The sequence below is a fragment of the Thiomicrorhabdus marina genome (genome assembly GCF_017571465.1).
GTDB lineage: Bacteria > Pseudomonadota > Gammaproteobacteria > Thiomicrospirales > Thiomicrospiraceae > Thiomicrorhabdus > Thiomicrorhabdus marina.
In genome coordinates this window covers 97,084-113,709 of the sequence record NZ_JAGETV010000008.1, presented here as the reverse complement: position 1 = coordinate 113,709, position 16,626 = coordinate 97,084, and the positions used below count along the sequence as shown (strand labels likewise).

General features: G+C 43.0%; 15 protein-coding genes. 11 read left to right on the top strand and 4 right to left on the bottom strand.

The annotated features are described in order from the left end of the window. Nucleotides 1-524: 524 nt before the first annotated feature. Together J3998_RS06690 and J3998_RS06685 are read left to right on the top strand one after the other, a co-directional pair. Entirely contained in the window at nucleotides 525-1,487 is a 963-nt protein-coding gene (locus tag J3998_RS06690; RefSeq protein WP_208148968.1) for a permease, read from the top strand. Between the two features lie 18 nt (nucleotides 1,488-1,505). Further along, nucleotides 1,506-2,075, top strand: coding sequence for a thioredoxin family protein (locus J3998_RS06685; RefSeq protein ID WP_208148966.1), 570 nt, complete (start codon nucleotides 1,506-1,508; stop codon nucleotides 2,073-2,075). A gap of 54 nt (nucleotides 2,076-2,129) precedes the next feature. Here J3998_RS06685 and J3998_RS06680 read toward each other — a convergent pair whose 3' ends face one another. Then, nucleotides 2,130-2,999: a PhnD/SsuA/transferrin family substrate-binding protein gene (locus J3998_RS06680; RefSeq protein WP_208148964.1), complete on the bottom strand. Its 870-nt coding sequence runs from the start codon at nucleotides 2,997-2,999 to the stop codon at nucleotides 2,130-2,132. Nucleotides 3,000-3,394: 395 nt separating this feature from the next. Between J3998_RS06680 and J3998_RS06675 the strand changes: the two genes are divergently transcribed. The 6 genes from J3998_RS06675 (at nucleotide 3,395) to J3998_RS06650 (ending at nucleotide 10,455) form a co-directional block, all read left to right on the top strand. Next, on the top strand, nucleotides 3,395-4,462 hold the full coding sequence (locus J3998_RS06675; RefSeq protein WP_208148962.1) for a porin: 1,068 nt from the start codon (nucleotides 3,395-3,397) through the stop codon (nucleotides 4,460-4,462). Nucleotides 4,463-4,645: 183 nt separating this feature from the next. Then, nucleotides 4,646-6,046: a sensor histidine kinase gene (locus tag J3998_RS06670; RefSeq protein ID WP_208148960.1), complete on the top strand. Its 1,401-nt coding sequence runs from the start codon at nucleotides 4,646-4,648 to the stop codon at nucleotides 6,044-6,046. Next, nucleotides 6,043-7,401, top strand: coding sequence for a sigma-54-dependent transcriptional regulator (locus tag J3998_RS06665; protein ID WP_208148958.1), 1,359 nt, complete (start codon nucleotides 6,043-6,045; stop codon nucleotides 7,399-7,401). The genes J3998_RS06670 and J3998_RS06665 overlap by 4 nt, the downstream gene beginning before the upstream one ends. A gap of 312 nt (nucleotides 7,402-7,713) precedes the next feature. Further along, complete coding sequence (gene soxA / locus J3998_RS06660; RefSeq protein ID WP_208148956.1) at nucleotides 7,714-8,508, top strand: sulfur oxidation c-type cytochrome SoxA; 795 nt, start codon at nucleotides 7,714-7,716, stop codon at nucleotides 8,506-8,508. A gap of 35 nt (nucleotides 8,509-8,543) precedes the next feature. Continuing rightward, a complete protein-coding gene (gene soxX, locus J3998_RS06655; protein ID WP_208148954.1) occupies nucleotides 8,544-9,215 on the top strand; it encodes a sulfur oxidation c-type cytochrome SoxX in 672 nt (223 codons plus the stop codon). Nucleotides 9,216-9,525: 310 nt separating this feature from the next. Further along, a complete protein-coding gene (locus J3998_RS06650; protein ID WP_208148951.1) occupies nucleotides 9,526-10,455 on the top strand; it encodes an MBL fold metallo-hydrolase in 930 nt (309 codons plus the stop codon). A 2-nt stretch (nucleotides 10,456-10,457) separates the two neighbouring features. Here J3998_RS06650 and J3998_RS06645 read toward each other — a convergent pair whose 3' ends face one another. Then, complete coding sequence (locus tag J3998_RS06645; RefSeq protein WP_208148950.1) at nucleotides 10,458-10,817, bottom strand: ArsR/SmtB family transcription factor; 360 nt, start codon at nucleotides 10,815-10,817, stop codon at nucleotides 10,458-10,460. A gap of 115 nt (nucleotides 10,818-10,932) precedes the next feature. Between J3998_RS06645 and J3998_RS06640 the strand changes: the two genes are divergently transcribed. From J3998_RS06640 to J3998_RS06630, 3 genes are all read left to right on the top strand, one after another. Then, nucleotides 10,933-11,946, top strand: a complete 1,014-nt coding sequence (locus J3998_RS06640) for an ArsJ-associated glyceraldehyde-3-phosphate dehydrogenase (protein WP_208148948.1) — start codon at nucleotides 10,933-10,935, stop codon at nucleotides 11,944-11,946. A gap of 14 nt (nucleotides 11,947-11,960) precedes the next feature. Next, the gene (gene arsJ / locus J3998_RS06635) at nucleotides 11,961-13,142 is read left to right on the top strand and encodes an organoarsenical effux MFS transporter ArsJ (protein ID WP_208148946.1); all 1,182 of its coding nucleotides are present in this window, start codon (nucleotides 11,961-11,963) and stop codon (nucleotides 13,140-13,142) included. Between the two features lie 90 nt (nucleotides 13,143-13,232). Continuing rightward, complete coding sequence (locus J3998_RS06630) at nucleotides 13,233-14,531, top strand: TlpA family protein disulfide reductase (RefSeq protein WP_208148944.1); 1,299 nt, start codon at nucleotides 13,233-13,235, stop codon at nucleotides 14,529-14,531. Here J3998_RS06630 and J3998_RS06625 read toward each other — a convergent pair. Next, nucleotides 14,528-15,301 carry an ATP-binding cassette domain-containing protein gene (locus J3998_RS06625; RefSeq protein ID WP_208148942.1) on the bottom strand — a complete coding sequence of 258 codons (774 nt, stop codon included), beginning with the start codon at nucleotides 15,299-15,301 and terminating at the stop codon, nucleotides 14,528-14,530. The genes J3998_RS06630 and J3998_RS06625 overlap by 4 nt on opposite strands. Before the next feature lie 302 nt (nucleotides 15,302-15,603). Further along, the gene (locus J3998_RS06620; protein WP_208148933.1) at nucleotides 15,604-16,593 is read right to left on the bottom strand and encodes an iron chelate uptake ABC transporter family permease subunit; all 990 of its coding nucleotides are present in this window, start codon (nucleotides 16,591-16,593) and stop codon (nucleotides 15,604-15,606) included. Nucleotides 16,594-16,626: the final 33 nt, after the last annotated feature.

The following is a 16,626-nucleotide window of genomic DNA, read 5'->3' as shown; positions in this document are numbered from 1 at the left end:
ACCATAGCTAAGGCTATGCTTATCAAACGCTGCCTAGAATTTATCTCTTCAAACTCCTCGCTGAAGTCAATGGGGACTTATTCTGTGTTTCCTTAGGTTGGTCTATTCCGTAACCAACTCGTTTTATATTTCTTTTACCCTACTCTTACGAGGGTGAGCAAAGTACACATTCGTACTTATACGCAATAGGATACAGATTGAAATTTACAGCAAATTATCTGAGGTTAATTTATGGATAAAACCATTTGTAAAACTTTATTTACATGCCGTGCATAAATTTACTCTTTTAGCTATTCCTGATAGCAATCACACTACAAAAATAGGACAGCCTTATCACCAATAAAACCAGCCACTTGCCTAAGAAAACGAAGAATAAGCTCATTGACTTCAAGTAGTTACGACTGACTAAGAGTAAAAGTTTTTAGCGGTTACCAATTAACATCTAGGGTCACTGAACACTCTTGAGTAAATCCGCTAATCCGGATATAGTAATAAAAATAGAATTCTTGACGAAGTGAGTCAGCATGTTTGAGCAAACCGGTAATTGGATCGCTTTTGAGTTATTGCACCTAAGCCCAGCAAACGCGCTAGGCACCGCTGTGCAGTTTTTCATCATGGACACTTTGAAGATTTTCTTCTTGTTGGTGCTGATTATCTATTTAATGGGATTGCTTAGAGCCTTTGTTTCAACCGAAAAAGTTCGCCAACTTGTCGCTCAACGGCCTAAATGGCAAGCGCGCTCTCTTGCCGTTATTTTGGGTAGTGTCACCCCTTTCTGCTCCTGCTCTTCCGTGCCACTGTTTATCGGTTTTGTTGAAGCCCGAATTCCGGTCGGCGTCACCTTTGCTTTTTTGATTGCTAGCCCAATGATTAATGAAGTTGCCGTTGTGCTTCTATTCACGATATTAGGGTGGCAAGTAGCGTTGTTGTATGTTCTAGCCGGCATCACCGTTGCTTATCTCGGATCAGTCATTATCGAATGGTTCAAACCGGATCGCTGGGTAGAGTCTTATGTTTGGGATATCAAAATTCGACAGCAACAAGAACAGGCCGCTTTTAAAGGGCATTTTAAAGAACGTCACAACTTTGCTTGGAACGAAGTCAAAGTCATCGTTACACGAATTTGGCACTGGATATTTATCGGCATTGCTCTCGGCGCGGGTTTTCATGGTTATGTGCCGGAAGCTTGGGTCAGCACTTACCTCAGCGGCACGGAAAACTGGTGGAGCGTGCCCGCGGCAGTGTTAGTCGGAGTTCCTTTGTATTCAAATGCTACCGGCGTTATCCCGTTGATTGAAGCCATGCTCAATAAAGGCGTGCCGATTGGTACCAGCTTGGCGCTAATGATGAGTATCGCCGCCTTGTCACTGCCGGAACTATTGATTCTTCGCAAGGTAATCCGTTGGCCGGCGCTAGCCATATTCATAGCGGTATTAGTGGTCGCCTTTATTCTGGTCGGCTATGGTTTTAACTTTTTATTCGTTTAATCGCACAAAGGAGTGGTTATGAAAGGCAATTTAATGATTCGATTAATGACACTGCTAATTCTGATTGGCATTACACTGGCGCATTTTAGCGGGCAGACCGATTTATGGTCGGCCAACTGGCTATGGTTAGCCATCCTGCCGGCTTTTATGGGCTTGCAAGCAACCTTTACCGGCTGGTGCCCGGCAGAGTTAGTCGGCAAACTTTCCAAAACCGGCGAATGCTGTCCCGGCGGGAGCTGTGCAAGTCGACCTGCTCCGGCAAAACCGGTAAAAGAATCATCTTGCTGTTCGGAAGCCGAAAAAACCAGTTGTTGCGGCTCTCAACCAGAAGAGAAAAAAACCAACTGCTGTGGCAACGAGCTCGAAATCAAAGTTCTCGGCACCGGCTGTGCAAGTTGCAACAACACCGTCAAATTAATTCAAACCACCGCGGATGAGCTAGGCGTTAAGATCACAATCAGCAAAGTTGAAGATGTCGCCGAAATTGCCGCTTATGGTGTGATGAGCACGCCAGCGGTGGTGATTAACGAACAAGTACTTCATTCCGGTGGCATTCCAAGTAAAGACATGATTCAAAGCTGGTTATAAAACGAAGACCTTAGTTATTAAAGTCCTATATCCCCTTGTTTTTTATCCGATTTTTTATTGTTCAAGTTCTTTAATCACTTCTCGCACTGGATCATAGAGGCGATTATTGAAAGGATAAAATGTGCCTTCTGGGGCAAACAAAGTAATGGCCTCTTGCCCTTCAAAGTCTGGATTTAATAGCATTTGTTTTAAATGCTGTACCGTTGCGGCATCCATTTTAGGTGAAGCAGCGATAACAATCGGGGGCAACTCTTCAGTCGTGAAGATAGTTTTTATCGGGTAGTTAAGGTTTTCAACTCGACGAGCAATTCCCGCTGAAGACGCAGCAGCGTCAAATTCACCATAAGCGACCGACATAACAGCCCTCTCATGGCGTCCCATAAAGCGATAGAGCTTTAAGTCAAACAAACTCACATTTTGTTTTTTTAGCTCTTCGCGAATTTTAAAATGACCGGCATAAGATTGATAGGCGCCAAACGCAAAGGTATGGTTTTTTAACTCTTTAATTTGGGTAATTTGGCTGTCTTTATGCACGACTACGGCCCCTTCATACGGAGCTTCTGTAGCAATCGGCTGTATTTTTAAACCGTTTTCGTCCGCAAAACGATCGTAGGTCCTTACAAAACTACTGGGGCCTAAGTACGCTAAATCGACTTTATTCTGTGCAATTTTCAAAATTTGATCTTCGTAGCTACTAGCAACATAGAGTGTGACTGGGCGTTGTAATTCACGGCTGAGATACGTTAGGAGCGGAGTAAAATGTTGTTGTAACTTTGTCGGTACATCATAAGGGAGCACAGTTAGAACAAACGGCGGTTCTGAAGGTGTGGCACTCTTAGAGGTGATCTGTTCGGACTCTGAGATATCACAAGCACTTAAATAAACAGTGCTGCTGAACAGTAAAAAAATCAAAAATTGCTTCAAATTTTATCTCCGATTGAATTTTTAAGGTTTGTGCTGCACTAGAGATGCCCACGCCCCCAATTTCATTCTCTATTTCTCAGTTAAACACAAGAAACACTTTCAGCTTTTTTTCGTCTCCTTTTTTCAGAGGCTTCTTGTATTGACTAACTCTTAAGTATTAAAACAGAAGCTTAATTCGAGAACAAAGTCATTATTTCATTGACTGGTATTAAGCACATTATGACCTCCTTATTTATCTTGCATAATGCAAGAGTAGTTGCAGTTCGCAAATACGACACCTGAACAATAACCATATTTTTCAACAAGTTACGGTTGGCACATTTTTTCCTCTATGGTGACGGCTATTTATAAAAAATTACAAATAATTTAGCTCTAATCTAATTTGAGGAAAAAATATGAATTCAAAGTTTACTTATCCATTTTTAGTGGCCGCAATGTCAAGCGCTTTATGTTCAACACCGGTTATGGCCGAGGATGTGATGAAGTTTTATGGTCAGGCAAATATTTCTTTGGATAATTCCGATGCGAAAGGACCTGGAAGAACAGAAGGCACTGAGCTTAAAAGTAATGCCTCTCGATTTGGCTTGAAGGGTAGTTTAGATACGACTTTAGCGAATACATCACTAATTTATCAACTTGAAGCAGAGTATAAAACCGTTGGTGAAAATGGCGATGCCGCGACTGACCCTAATCAGATTTATGTCCGAGAAGCTTATACCGGTTTAAATAATAAACAGTTTGGTAAATTCCGTATGGGGCGTTTAACAACTGGTTATAAATCGAGCTACACCAAAATTGATCCTTGGACTGACCACGTTTTACAAGCACGTCAAAGTGGTCAGCAAGGAGCTTCTAATCTAAACTCAAATTACTTCAACTACGCGGTTGAGTATGTCACACCTAAATTCAACGGTATCCAGTTAAATGCTCACTATTCTTTCTTAAGTGATGCTAATACTTCAGCATTACATAACTCCGGTAAGCTGGCTGCAATGGAAGGTGGTTCTGCCTCGGGGTTTGGAGTTAAATACTCAAAAGACGGGTTAAGATTAACCGCAGATTATATGAACCTTGAAAGTGATAATAATCCTGGAGCCACCTCAGCAACAGCGGCTAGAAACGGAAGCTCTATGCAATTCACTGTCCAATACAAATTGGGTTCGGGAACGACTCTTGCCGGTTTATATGAAGACGCAACTGATATTAATCTCGGCGAAAACATTTTTGCAATTGTTTCGCAAAAAATCGGTAAAAACGGTCTTTTAACAGCAAGTTATGGTGTTAACAAAGCGAGTTCTGACAATGCTTACAGCCAAACAGAGGATGCCTCCACGATTGGCCTAGGCGGTAAGTATATGTTGACTAAAAAGTCTGCGTTTGTTCTTGGATGGTCTCGTTATGAACGAGGGGTTGAAGAAGTCAGTACATTCACTGTAGGGATTGATGCTAAATTTGGTTATTAAGCCCGAATCCCATGGTAAAAGATGCCATTTTTGCCATTGAGGCTGATTACTCCTTTCTCACTGTTGTTTTTTTGTAAAGAGCAATCGTTGCCGGCTATATGCCGGCCTTTTTGCTTTTATTTTCTCTGCCTTGATTTGTGTGATAATTAGATCCTACAACCAAAAAGATATAGATGGGTTTTTATGAATAGCTGGCAACCAAAAACGCTGACCGGCCTGCTAAATTTTTATTTGGGAATTGGGTTAATTGGTATTATCTTTTTGCTAGGTGCCGCTGGATATTACTTAATCTCCCATATTTTAGAAAATAGTTTGGAGCGCAAGGCACAGGCGTTAGGTAAACAAGTCGCCACGATCTCATTGGATGCAGTCATGTTGCAGGAATACACTGTCATTGAGCGCATGGCCAGTGATCTTATTGAGAATGACCGCGATCTGGTGGCACTTCGTATCGAAAATGCCCGAAACCAAGTGTTAACAGAAGTGAATAACGGCTCTCATTCAGCAGAGAAAACCCTACAAGTCCAACACCCTCTGTCTTTTTTCAATCACTCAGTCGGAATGATTACCCTGACATTTACAAAAGACTCCATAGAAAAAACACTCTCTCAGCTATTTCTACTATTGGTGGTCGGTTTGATTGTAATTTTGGTGAGTTTACTCTATGCCGTCAAAAAACTGCTTTTGCGGCATTTGGTTAACCCAATTAAACAATTATCTGAAGATTTGAACTCCACACAAAAAATATTTTATGAGACTCTTGAGTTTAAATCCGATCTGCCTGCGGAGCTAGGGGTGTTGAATCATGCAATACGCGAACTGCAAAAAGCGTTACGGCACCATATAAAATCGTTAGAACAAGCGCATCAATTTGCCACTCAAGCGACTCAGAATTTATGCCAAAGTCAGCGTTTAGCCACAGTGGGACAAATGGCTGCCGGATTAGCGCATAATTTAAATACACCCTTGGCAAATATTATCGGCTATACCCAAATGGCATTATTGCAGACCGAAGATTCCGGACTGCAACAGCGTTTACATACGATAGAAAGACAAGCAAAAAGCTGCGCCGATTCTGTCAAAAGTCTACTGACGGCTGCAAAACCACCTATCCTAGAGCCCACAAAATTGGAATTGGTGGAGTTTTGCCAAAACATCATCGACCTAATGCGTCCGGTAACAAAGCGTAAGTCTAATATCGAATTACAACTTTCCGCGCCCCAAAAAGCGTTTGCTATCGTTGATCAGAGCGCTTTGGAGCAAATTTTATTCAACCTTATTAGCAATAGTATGGAAGCCGAGGCGAAAAATATCTGGCTGTCGATTACGCCATCAAATTCAGAAGAAACCTATTGGAAAATTCATGTCTGTGATGATGGTCATGGCATTCCAAAAGAAAAACAACAGCAAATTTTCGAACCTTTTTTCACCACAAAATTAATACAAGAGCAAGACAGTAATGGCGGCTCCGGTTTAGGACTGTATTTGACGAGAAACATGATGCAGCAGATGAATGGTTCGGTTGAATTGGTGAAAAGTGACCATCTCGGTAGTGAATTCATTTTAAAGGTACCTAAGTTATGACCCAGTTTTCCCTTCTCGTTATTGAAGATGATGCAGATATGGCGCAGCTACTGTGTGAACTTGCTTCAAGTCAGGGGTTTCAAGCCAGTTACTGTTTGAGTATCCAAGAAGGGTTTCATGCAATCAAACAATCTCCACCCGATGTTTTGTTTACCGATTTGCGCCTGCCGGACGGGAGTGGCCTGCAAATGGTTGAGTCCGTTAAAGCAATCAATCAAGACACTGAGGTCGTTATGGTGACCGGTTACGCGAGTTTACAAGATGCGATTGAAGGGTTTAAGTTCGGATTATTTGATCTGGTAACCAAGCCGTTTGAAACTCAACTAGTGAAAAATTTGTTGACCCGTCTGCAAGAGCTCATCTCTCAGCGCCTGCGCATGCAGCAGATGCAAACGCGAATTGAGCAGCTAGAAAGCAAAACTCAAATCCCGGTCGCTAGGTCTGCGGCAATGCAGCAGGTTTTGCAACAAGTTGAACAAGTTGCGCCACTTGATGTTTCTGTACTTATCTATGGAGAAACCGGGGTAGGAAAAGGAGTGATGGCACGTTCAATTCACACTCTTGGTACCAATCCGACAGGTCCTTACTTTGAACTTAATTGCGCAGCAGTACCGGAAAATCTGGTTGAATCGGAACTTTTCGGCTATGAGAAAGGGGCTTTTACAGGCGCAGCTACACGCAAAATAGGACTTTTAGAGCTGGCTAACGGAGGAACCCTCTTGCTTGATGAAATTAATAGTACAAGGTTGGATGTGCAGGCCAAATTACTGCATTTTTTGCAAAATCAAACCCTGGTCCGTGTTGGCGGAAATAAGACGATAAAGGTCAATGTCAGATTACTCTTTGCAACGAATCAGCCGTTAAAATCGTTGGTTGAGCAAGGTCTGTTCCGTGAAGATTTGTACTATCGAATTAATGTTTTTCCAATTCAGCTGCCACCTCTGCGGGAGCGTTTAGAAGATATATCGGCATTAGCTGAATATTTCGTCTCGAATTATGCCCGCCGGTTTAATAAACGCATTTATAGTATTTCCCCAAAAGTCATCGAAGCACTCAAAAATTATCTCTGGCCTGGAAATATTCGAGAGTTGGAGAACATCATTCAACGAGCAGTCGTACTAGCAGGCGGCGACACGATTGAAATTTCTCACCTACCCAGTGAATTACATGGAAGTAAAATTCCGGGATTGCAAACTTCACAAGCTAAATTACCGGAAGATGCGACTTTAGCAGAGGTGGAAATGCTTTGGATTAAACACGCCCTAGATGCTTGCCGCGGAAATAAAAGTTTAGCCGCCAAAAAACTAGGGATTGACCCATCGACACTTTACCGAAAATTACAAAAAGACGCATAATATTACCCACAAAAGTTATTAATTGTTTTGCCGTTTACGAGCACTTCAAGCGATTGGTGCCGACAAAAACTTGCGATTAGGAAGCGTGCCAAACAGCCCTCCCCTGTATTATTAGCCAATTCCAATTTGCCTTGCAATTTGCACGACTGTTTGCAAAACCACGCATTATAAAAACACACCCACCCCATTATTCCCTAAAAATATCAATAAGTTATCGCCCATCGCATTTGGCATGATATTTTCTCTATATTTTCCATATCTGATTTAAAGATTAGATATGCAGATAGAAAAATAAAAGATAGAGGTATTCAAATGAAGCAACTAACAAAGCTCTTATTAATGGGAGTGATCGGTACAGGTTTGAGTTTTTCTGCGCTGGCTGAAGAGGCGAGTGTAAAAGATTACCGTGCTATGCTGGAAGATAGTCCAGGAGACTTCTGGGTGGATGACGGTAAAGATTTATTTTATGCCAAAGCCGGCCCTAAAAACGTCAGTTTAGAAAAATGTGATCTTGGAAAAGGCTCAGGGGTCGTCGAAGGAGTGTATGCAGAATTACCTAAATATTTTGCCGACATCAATCAGGTAATGGATCTAGAAGCCCGATTAATGCATTGCATGATTACTTTGCAAGGTAAGAATAAAGATAGCATTATCAAAAATGCTTTCTCAAATCCCAAAAAAGGCAAAGATTCCGAAATGGAAAAAATCGTTGCTTTTGTTGCGGCGCAATCAAACGGTCAAAAATTTCAATTAAGCTTGGCTCATCCTAAAGAAATGGAGTCTTATAAAACTGGTGAAGCGCTTTTCTGGCGTCGTTCGGGTACGATGGATTTTTCTTGTGCAACCTGCCATGCTGCTGACGGCAAACGGATTCGTTTGCAGACGCTTTACAACGCATACAACGATAAAGAAACAATTCCTTCTTGGCCAACATACCGCGTATCCAAATCTACGGTAAGAACCATGCAGAATCGTATGTGGGACTGCCACTGGCAGATGAGGTTACCTGATGTGGATTTCGGTTCTAAAGCTACGGTGGACTTGATTACGTTTATGACCAAACAGTCCGAGGGCGGAGTCATTCAAGTGCCTTCTATCAAACGCTAATTTCTCATTGTGATTAACTGAGTAAGGAATACGAGATGAAAAAATCAATTATTAATTTTATTAGATACAGTACCTTGTCACTTGCAGGGGTGGGAGCCTTAACGAGTGTAAATGCACATGCTGGAGAATTTAAAGGCGCAAATTTTGACTCGCAAACATTACAATCAGCAGAACAAGCGGTCAAAGAAAGTTGGACCCGCTCAACACCAGAAGAACGGAAACGCTTGGTGCAAGACTATAGCATGAAAGTTTGCACAGCCTATAAAGACAAGCCTACAGAAGCGTTAGCAAAACGAATTAAAGAGCTAAACAGAGCGCTCATTGAATACCCGAAAGAAGGCATTAAACTTGGTGATTGGAAACAAGGTGAAGACCTTGCCAAAAGCGGCTACGGTATGCGAATAGGGACAATTAAACCGGATAACCCAAAAAAGAAACCAAACGGCGGCAACTGCTATGCATGCCATGCACTGTCACCATCTGAACCGGCTGCGGGCAATTTAGGCCCGAAACTCACTGGTTACGGCAAACGCGGTACAAATGATGCCATGATGAAATACACCTACGAAAAAATATATAACGCACATGCTTTTTATGCATGTTCTGGCATGCCTAGATTTGGCGTACATAATGTATTAAGCAGTAAACAAATTGCCGATATCATGGCTTTTTTAATGGATCCGAAATCTCCTGTTAATCAAAAATAAACAGGGGTTTCAGATAATGGGGCACGTTTCATTGCCCCATTTTATTTTTACTCCTCCTAAAGCTTTGCCGGTAAACCTCCGGCATTTTTCATTTTCAGTATTTCAAGTAGCAAAAATGATCTAATTTTTCGGAATTGCAAAATGCAATGGTTTTGCATTTTGCATGACCTAGCATTATTTGAATATAATTTTTTCACTTAAAATCAATAACTTAGAATTTATGTTTTTTGGCATGTTATTTGGTTTAATTGATCATAGGTAAAATGAATTTTAAAGCCTATTTAAACTTTTCTGAATTTAGGAGAACTTTATGAACAAACTATATCGCTACCTGTTGGTAGCAGGATTGGCGGTTATCTCTTTTGCTAGTCAAGCAATGGAATTCAGCGCTCAGAAAGTAGCAGATGGTGTTTACGCCTATGTCGGACCAATCACCGACCGCACACCAGAGAATTTGGGCTTAAACAATAATATCGGTTTTATCGATACGGCCGACGGTTGGGTTTTAGTTGACTCTGGAGCAGGCGACGCGGCGGCAAAAAAACTGGAGGCGATTGCCAAAGGCATTAAAAATCAACCGATTGTTGCGGTTATCAATATCGGCAGCCAAGATCACCGTTGGTTGGGGAATGATTATTTCTCTAAACAAGGCGCGAAAATTTATGCCTTTAAAAAGAGCGTAAAAACCCAAGCGAAGATGTTTAACCAGCAGCTTGACCGTTTATTACCTAAAGTACCTGCTTTGAAAGGCGTGCAGATGAAAACGGCTGATGTGGTACTGGAAGAAGCTTCAAACAGCTTAACCATTGGTGGGGTTGAAATGCAGTTAAATTATTACGGTGATGCTCATTTTCCCGGCGATTCAGTCTTGTGGTTGCCACAACAAAAGGTGTTATTTACCGGAGATATTGTCTATCTTGACCGCATGCTTGGCGTGCATCCTTGGTCTAATCCTGTGACTTGGAACGAAGCTTACCAACAGATGCGTCAACTTCCTTCCGAATATATTGTTCCGGGGCATGGCAAGGTGTCTGACTGGAAACAAGCCGATGCAGAAACCGGTGATTATCTGAAAAAGTTAGTTGAAAAAATGACTGCTCAAGCAGAAGATTTTGCTGGCGTTAATTCAGCGGTTTCAGAAAACTCAGACTGGCCGGAGTTCAAGCACCTAGAACACTACGATTCATGGCACAAACAAAACCTGAATCGTACTTACCTGAAGCTGGAAGCTTCAATGTAAATTTAGAGATTACACTGCCTTGGCGATTGTTGATATTTCTCCAAGGCGCTCAAATCTTCTTTGATTAAATCTAACTGGCTCAGCCCCCGCATCGATTCCGCCACCACCGCTTGAAACGGATGCTCATTCAACAGCGCATAGTGCATCCAGTTCCCTTCTCGCCATGACTCGACAATTCCATGATTCTTTAAATATGAAAGATGCCGAGAAACGGTACTCTGCGACAACTGAAGTACCGACACCAAATCACAAACACAAAGCGATTTCTGTTGGCTTAACAGTGCCAAGATTCTTAAACGCACCGGTTCCGCCATCGCTTTATGAAAATGCGCATATTGCTCAAGTTGTTGGGAATTTGTCATAAAAGTTTCTATTTTAATAAAGGGCTTTTTGCTATATTACATCAATCCGCATAAACGGATATAGATTCAATTCGTTTAGATGAAATTATTATATAGAAGATTTTTAGGAGCCTTTATGATTCGTGTCGCAATTAACGGTTTTGGACGCATGGGACGTCTTGGCTTACGCCAAGCATTTGACTGGGAAGGCATCGAATTCGTGCATATTAATGAAATCGCGACCGATGCAATCGGCTCCGCACATCTACTGAACTTCGATTCGGCACATGGTCGTTGGAAGCACCGTGCCGAAGCAGATGGCAATAATATCGTAATCGGTGATAAGACCATTAGTTACTCTTCGCACAAGAATCTTGAAGACTTTGATTGGGGAGCGTTAGACGTCGATATCGTTTTGGAATGTACCGGTGTTTTCCGTAACTGCCAACAAGTACAACCCTACTTCGACCAAGGCGTTAAACAAGTCATCGTTGCCGCACCGTTTAAAGAAGGTATCAAGAATATCGTTATGGGCATTAATGACGATATTTTCGTTGCCGGCGAAGACAAACTGATTACCGCGGCCTCTTGCACCACCAACTGTATCGCGCCGGTGATTAAAGTTTTGCATGAAAAAATTGGCATCAAACACGGTACTATCACCACCATGCACGACCGCACCAATACCCAAAAAGTGGTCGACCACGGTCATAAAGATTTGCGTCGCGCGCGTTCCAGTTTTGAATCATTAATTCCAACCTCAACCGGTTCTGCTTCTGCAATCGGTACGATTTTCTCTGAATTGAATGGCTGCTTAGATGGTTTGGCTGTGCGTGTTCCGTTTATGAACGCTTCTCTTACCGATCTGGTGATGGAGATGCAAAAACCAACTTCAGTCGAAGAAGTGAATAGCCTATTTAAAGAAGCTTCAGAGAGCTATCTTAAAGACATTCTTGGTTATGAAGAACTGCCACTGGTTTCGGTCGACTACGAAGGCGAAACCTGCTCGTCTGTGATTGATGCGCCATCGACTCGTGTGGTCAACGGCACGCACGTTAAAGTGCTGGCTTGGTATGACAATGAAATCGGTTATATGCAGCGTATGATGGAACTGGCAATGAAAGTCGGTAAGGCAAATCAATCACTATAGAATAGGAAATAGCCATGAACCAAACCCAACAATACGCTCTGGTAACAGGCAACTACTGGGCGTTTACCTTAACTGATGGCGCTTTACGCATGTTGGTCTTGCTTTATTTCTATCAGCTCGGTTATAGCCCTTTAGAGTTGGCGTTATTGTTCCTGTTTTACGAGTTCTTCGGCATTGTCACCAACCTTTTCGGTGGTTGGCTTGGCGCGCGTGCCGGCTTGAATGTCACCATGAATATCGGTTTGTCGATTCAGATTCTCGCCCTAGTGATGCTCACGGTGCCGACCGAATGGCTCAGCGTTTTGTATGTCATGGTCGCGCAAGCCCTGTCCGGCATCGCCAAAGACCTTAATAAAATGAGCGCCAAAAGTTCGGTCAAAGCCTTAGCCAGTGACGGTGAAGGCAAGCTGTATCGTTGGGTTGCAGCATTGACCGGCTCTAAAAATGCGCTGAAAGGCGTCGGCTTCTTTATGGGTGCTCTGCTTTTAGAACTATTCGGGTTTGCCAATGCAATGTGGATTATGGCCGGCATGCTTGCTATCGCTCTGGCTATTTCCTTATTCAAACTCGATGGTTCACTTGGTAAGTCGAAAAACAAACCGAAATTCGCTCAGATGTTCTCGCATTCGGAAGCAATTAACTGGTTATCCGCGGCACGCTTCTTCCTGTTTGGTGCGCGTGATGTCTGGTTTGTGGTGGCGCTGCCGGTCTTCGCCGCCAGCGTTCTCGGCTGGTCACATCTACAAATCGGCACCTTTATGGCAATCTGGATTATCGGTTACGGTTTTGTGCAAGCCGCTTCGCCAAAGCTGGTTGGTAAAAAGACCAATCCAACTGCGCGCACTGCTTTCTGGTTGGCACTGGTTTTAGCCGCCGTACCACTGTTGATGGCTTATTCATTAAATATGAATCCAGAAACCATTTTGGTTATCGGTCTGCTGATTTTCGGAGTACTGTTCGCATTGAATTCAGCGGTTCATTCTTATTTGATTGTCGCCTATGCCGATGAAGACGGTACTTCAAAACAGGTCGGTTTTTACTATATGGCGAATGCCGGCGGACGTTTAGCTGGCACGGTTCTTTCCGGCTATATCTACCAAAGTGCCGGTATGGAAGCGTGTTTAATGGCTTCGGCAATTATGATTATTATAGCCAGTGCTTTAACACTGAGAATCCGACATCCGCAAAGCATCTAATGTGCAAACAACATGCATCTCACTTGGTTTTACAGCGAATTTGCCAACAATATGGTAAAACTGCTGCAAAACTTTTTGAGATTGTTCGCAATGCATCACTTCAAACTTTTTGCCCTTTTCATCGCATTTTCCATCGCCACCTTTCTCGGCTGTGCGCAGGCGGAAAGCTTCAACCTTGAAACCGAAAGCGGCGAAGAAGTCACCGTTCATGACTATCCTGCGACCTTTGCCGATGCTAAAAAACCTTTGCTAATCTGGTTTACCGAAGGCTATGCGGAACGCAAATCCTTTAAACACCTAGTTAGCCGCTTTAACGACGAAGGCTATGACATCTGGCAAATCGACCTGCTGGAATCCTACTTTATCGAACGCTCCCCGACCAATATCCGCAAGTTAAACGGCAACGGTATTGCCGCTGTTCTAGCGCATGCGCAAACCCAAGCAAAAACTTTTATCCCCATCAGCACAGGCCGTATGAGTTTGGTGTTATTGCGCGGTTTACGCCTTTGGCAACTGGCTGAACAGCCAACAAACGGCTACGGCAAAATGCAACAAAGCGTGTTGTTCTTTCCAAACCTTTATAACGCCCCAGAAAAAGCCGGTGATGCGCCGCAACTCTTCCCGATTGTTGCCGCCAGCAGTCTACCGATCACCATTGTGCAACCAACTGAAGGAACTTTTAAATGGAAACTCGCAGAGTTGGTTACGGCATTGGAAAACAACAATAGCCAAGTAACCTTAGCGTCAGTACCGAATGTCCGTGACTGGTATTTTTTGCGCCGTAGCGCCAATGAAGTGGAAAAGCAGGCTAGTGAAAAACTGGTGACTGATTTAGGTCGCTGGCTAAGTATTTCCAAACCGACAAATGAAACCGCATTCATCGCAACAGCAGAACTAAATCCAGTCGAAGTGACCAAACGCAAAAAAGGTCTGGTACCGATTGAAGCTCGGCCAGCAGTTGATTTTGAGTTATCTGATACTTTCGGGGAATCGCTCAATTTCTCTGACAAACGTGGCAAAGTGGTGTTACTGAATTTCTGGGCCAGTTGGTGCCCACCTTGCGTCAAAGAAATCCCATCGATGAACCGCTTAGCGGAATCATATGATAGCAATCAGTTTGAAATCGTCTCGGTTAATTTCAAAGAATCGCCACAAACCATCCGCGACTTCCTTAAACAAGTTCAGGTCGATTTTCCTGTGCTGATAGACCAAGACGGCAAGGTTTCCGCCGATTACGAAATTTTCTCCTTCCCGAGTTCATTCCTAATCGACACCAACGGGCAAATCCGCTACTCAGTCAATGCCGCCATCGAATGGGACGACTCCGAAATCAAACAACAGATTCAGAGACTTATTAATCTTAAAACCAACGAAATAAAGGAACACTAAGCCTGTTTTCGGTAAGCATAAAAGTCATCATGGCTTAACTCATATAAAGAACGAATTTTTTCATCCTTCAATACGTCCAGAGGACAGCCATCACTAAGCAGATGTCCATCTTTCATGGTAATAGCCCTCGACGAACATTGCAGGGCATGCTCGGGATGATGGGTCGTCATCAGGACTGTTTTTCCCGTTTCCATTAATGCGTTAATTTTTTGTAGCAGTTTGATTTGATTCCCATAATCTAATCCATTAGTTGGTTCATCCATCATAATCAAAGGTGTATTTTGAGCGTATGCACGCGCAATTAGAACCATCTGCCTTTGTCCACCTGAAAGTTCAGTATAAGGACGATGCGCCAACTCGGCGATCCCCATCCATTCTAATGCACTCATGGCGTGAGCAATTTCATCTTGACTAGCATGTAACCACGGTGCTTTATCTCCATAGATTGCCATCAAAACCATCTCTAATACAGGATAGGCAAATGCCATCTTATGATACTGCGGTACATAACTAACCATCCGAGCACGCTGTTTTACCGATAAGTCATCAATCGATTTTCCAGCGAACCATATTTCTCCCTCGGTTTTTGGATGCAAAGCCAGTAAAGTTCGCAACAGAGTGGTTTTACCACATCCATTAGGCCCTAGAAGCGCAACGACTTCCCCTTTTTGCAAGCGGAAGTTGATTCCACTGAAAACGTGTTTTCTTCCATAAGCCGCACATAAATTAGAAACTTTAAACTCAGTCATTGGAGCTAATTTGTTATTCACTTTATCTCTTCTTTTAAACTAAGGAAACGCAGAATAAGTCCCCATTGACTTCATCGTGGAGTTTGAAGAGATATTCTAGGCGGCGTTTGAGAAGCATAGCCTGAGCTATGGTTGAGAACGCCAACAACGAAGTGACTCTTCAAGGCCTCGCTAGAGGCGAGCTTTGCAAAATTTGTCTAAGCGGTGTTGTCTGTTTTTGCCAGGTCGAGACATGACGGCAAACAGACGCCTTGCTTAACCTAAATTTGACTTTGCCTGAAGCCATTGGGATTTATTCTGCGTTTCCTTAAACATTGAACTTTTTAATTTTGCCAACCTTTTTTAGCATTCTTTAACGCCCAAGCAAAAACCGGTAAGCCGATTAACGCAGTCAAAATACCAAGCGGAATTTCAATGCTTATTGCCATTCGTGCGAGGTTATCAACCCAAAGTAAATAGATAGCGCCTAGCAAAGCTGAAACAGGTAAAAGAATACGATTATCGGCACCTAACACTAAACGAACAATGTGCGGAATAACTAATCCAACCCAACCAATCATACCGCCAAGCGTAACGGTTAAAGCGCTTAACAAAGTGGCAATAACGATAATCAACATTCTTTTCTGTTCAACAGCAATCCCCAAAGTTCGAGCCTCATCATCACCAAGGCTAAGTACATTCAAAACATGGCCGTGTAGCAGCAAAATCAAAATACCAACCAATACAATCGGTAACAGCCAAAATAACAAGTCACCATTTACATTCGCTAAGGATCCCATTAGCCAATAAGTGATTGCCGGCAATTTACTGTATGGGTCTGCAACGTATTTAATAATCGACAGAAAAGCGCTAAACAAGGCACCGGTAATCATTCCACCGAGAACCAAAATAATCATATTTTGCTTGAGCTCACCCTTTGCCAGTAGCAAAGCAATCCCCACAGCAAGGAGACCAAACAGAAAAGTAAGCAGCTGCATGACCCAAATTTCTTCGGAAATCAAAATCCCCAAAGAAGCCCCAAAAGCCGCGCCGGATAGAACACCTAAAATACCTGGCGAAACTAAAGGGTTCATAAACAAAGCCTGAAAGGCAGCGCCGCTAATTGCTAAAGCAGCCCCAATCGTCATGGCGGCCAATACTCTGGGAAGACGAACATCCATCAGAATACTGACAATCATCGGATCTTCCTTACCAGAAAGCCAGCCGAAATGCCTCAACAATTCCGCTAAACTGCCAAGCGGTGCGAAATCATAGCGCCCCATACTTAATGAAATGAAACCACTCGCCACCAACACTAAAATAAGTAGGATCACAATTCGCCACCGCGCGGCTTCTTTTACAAAAGT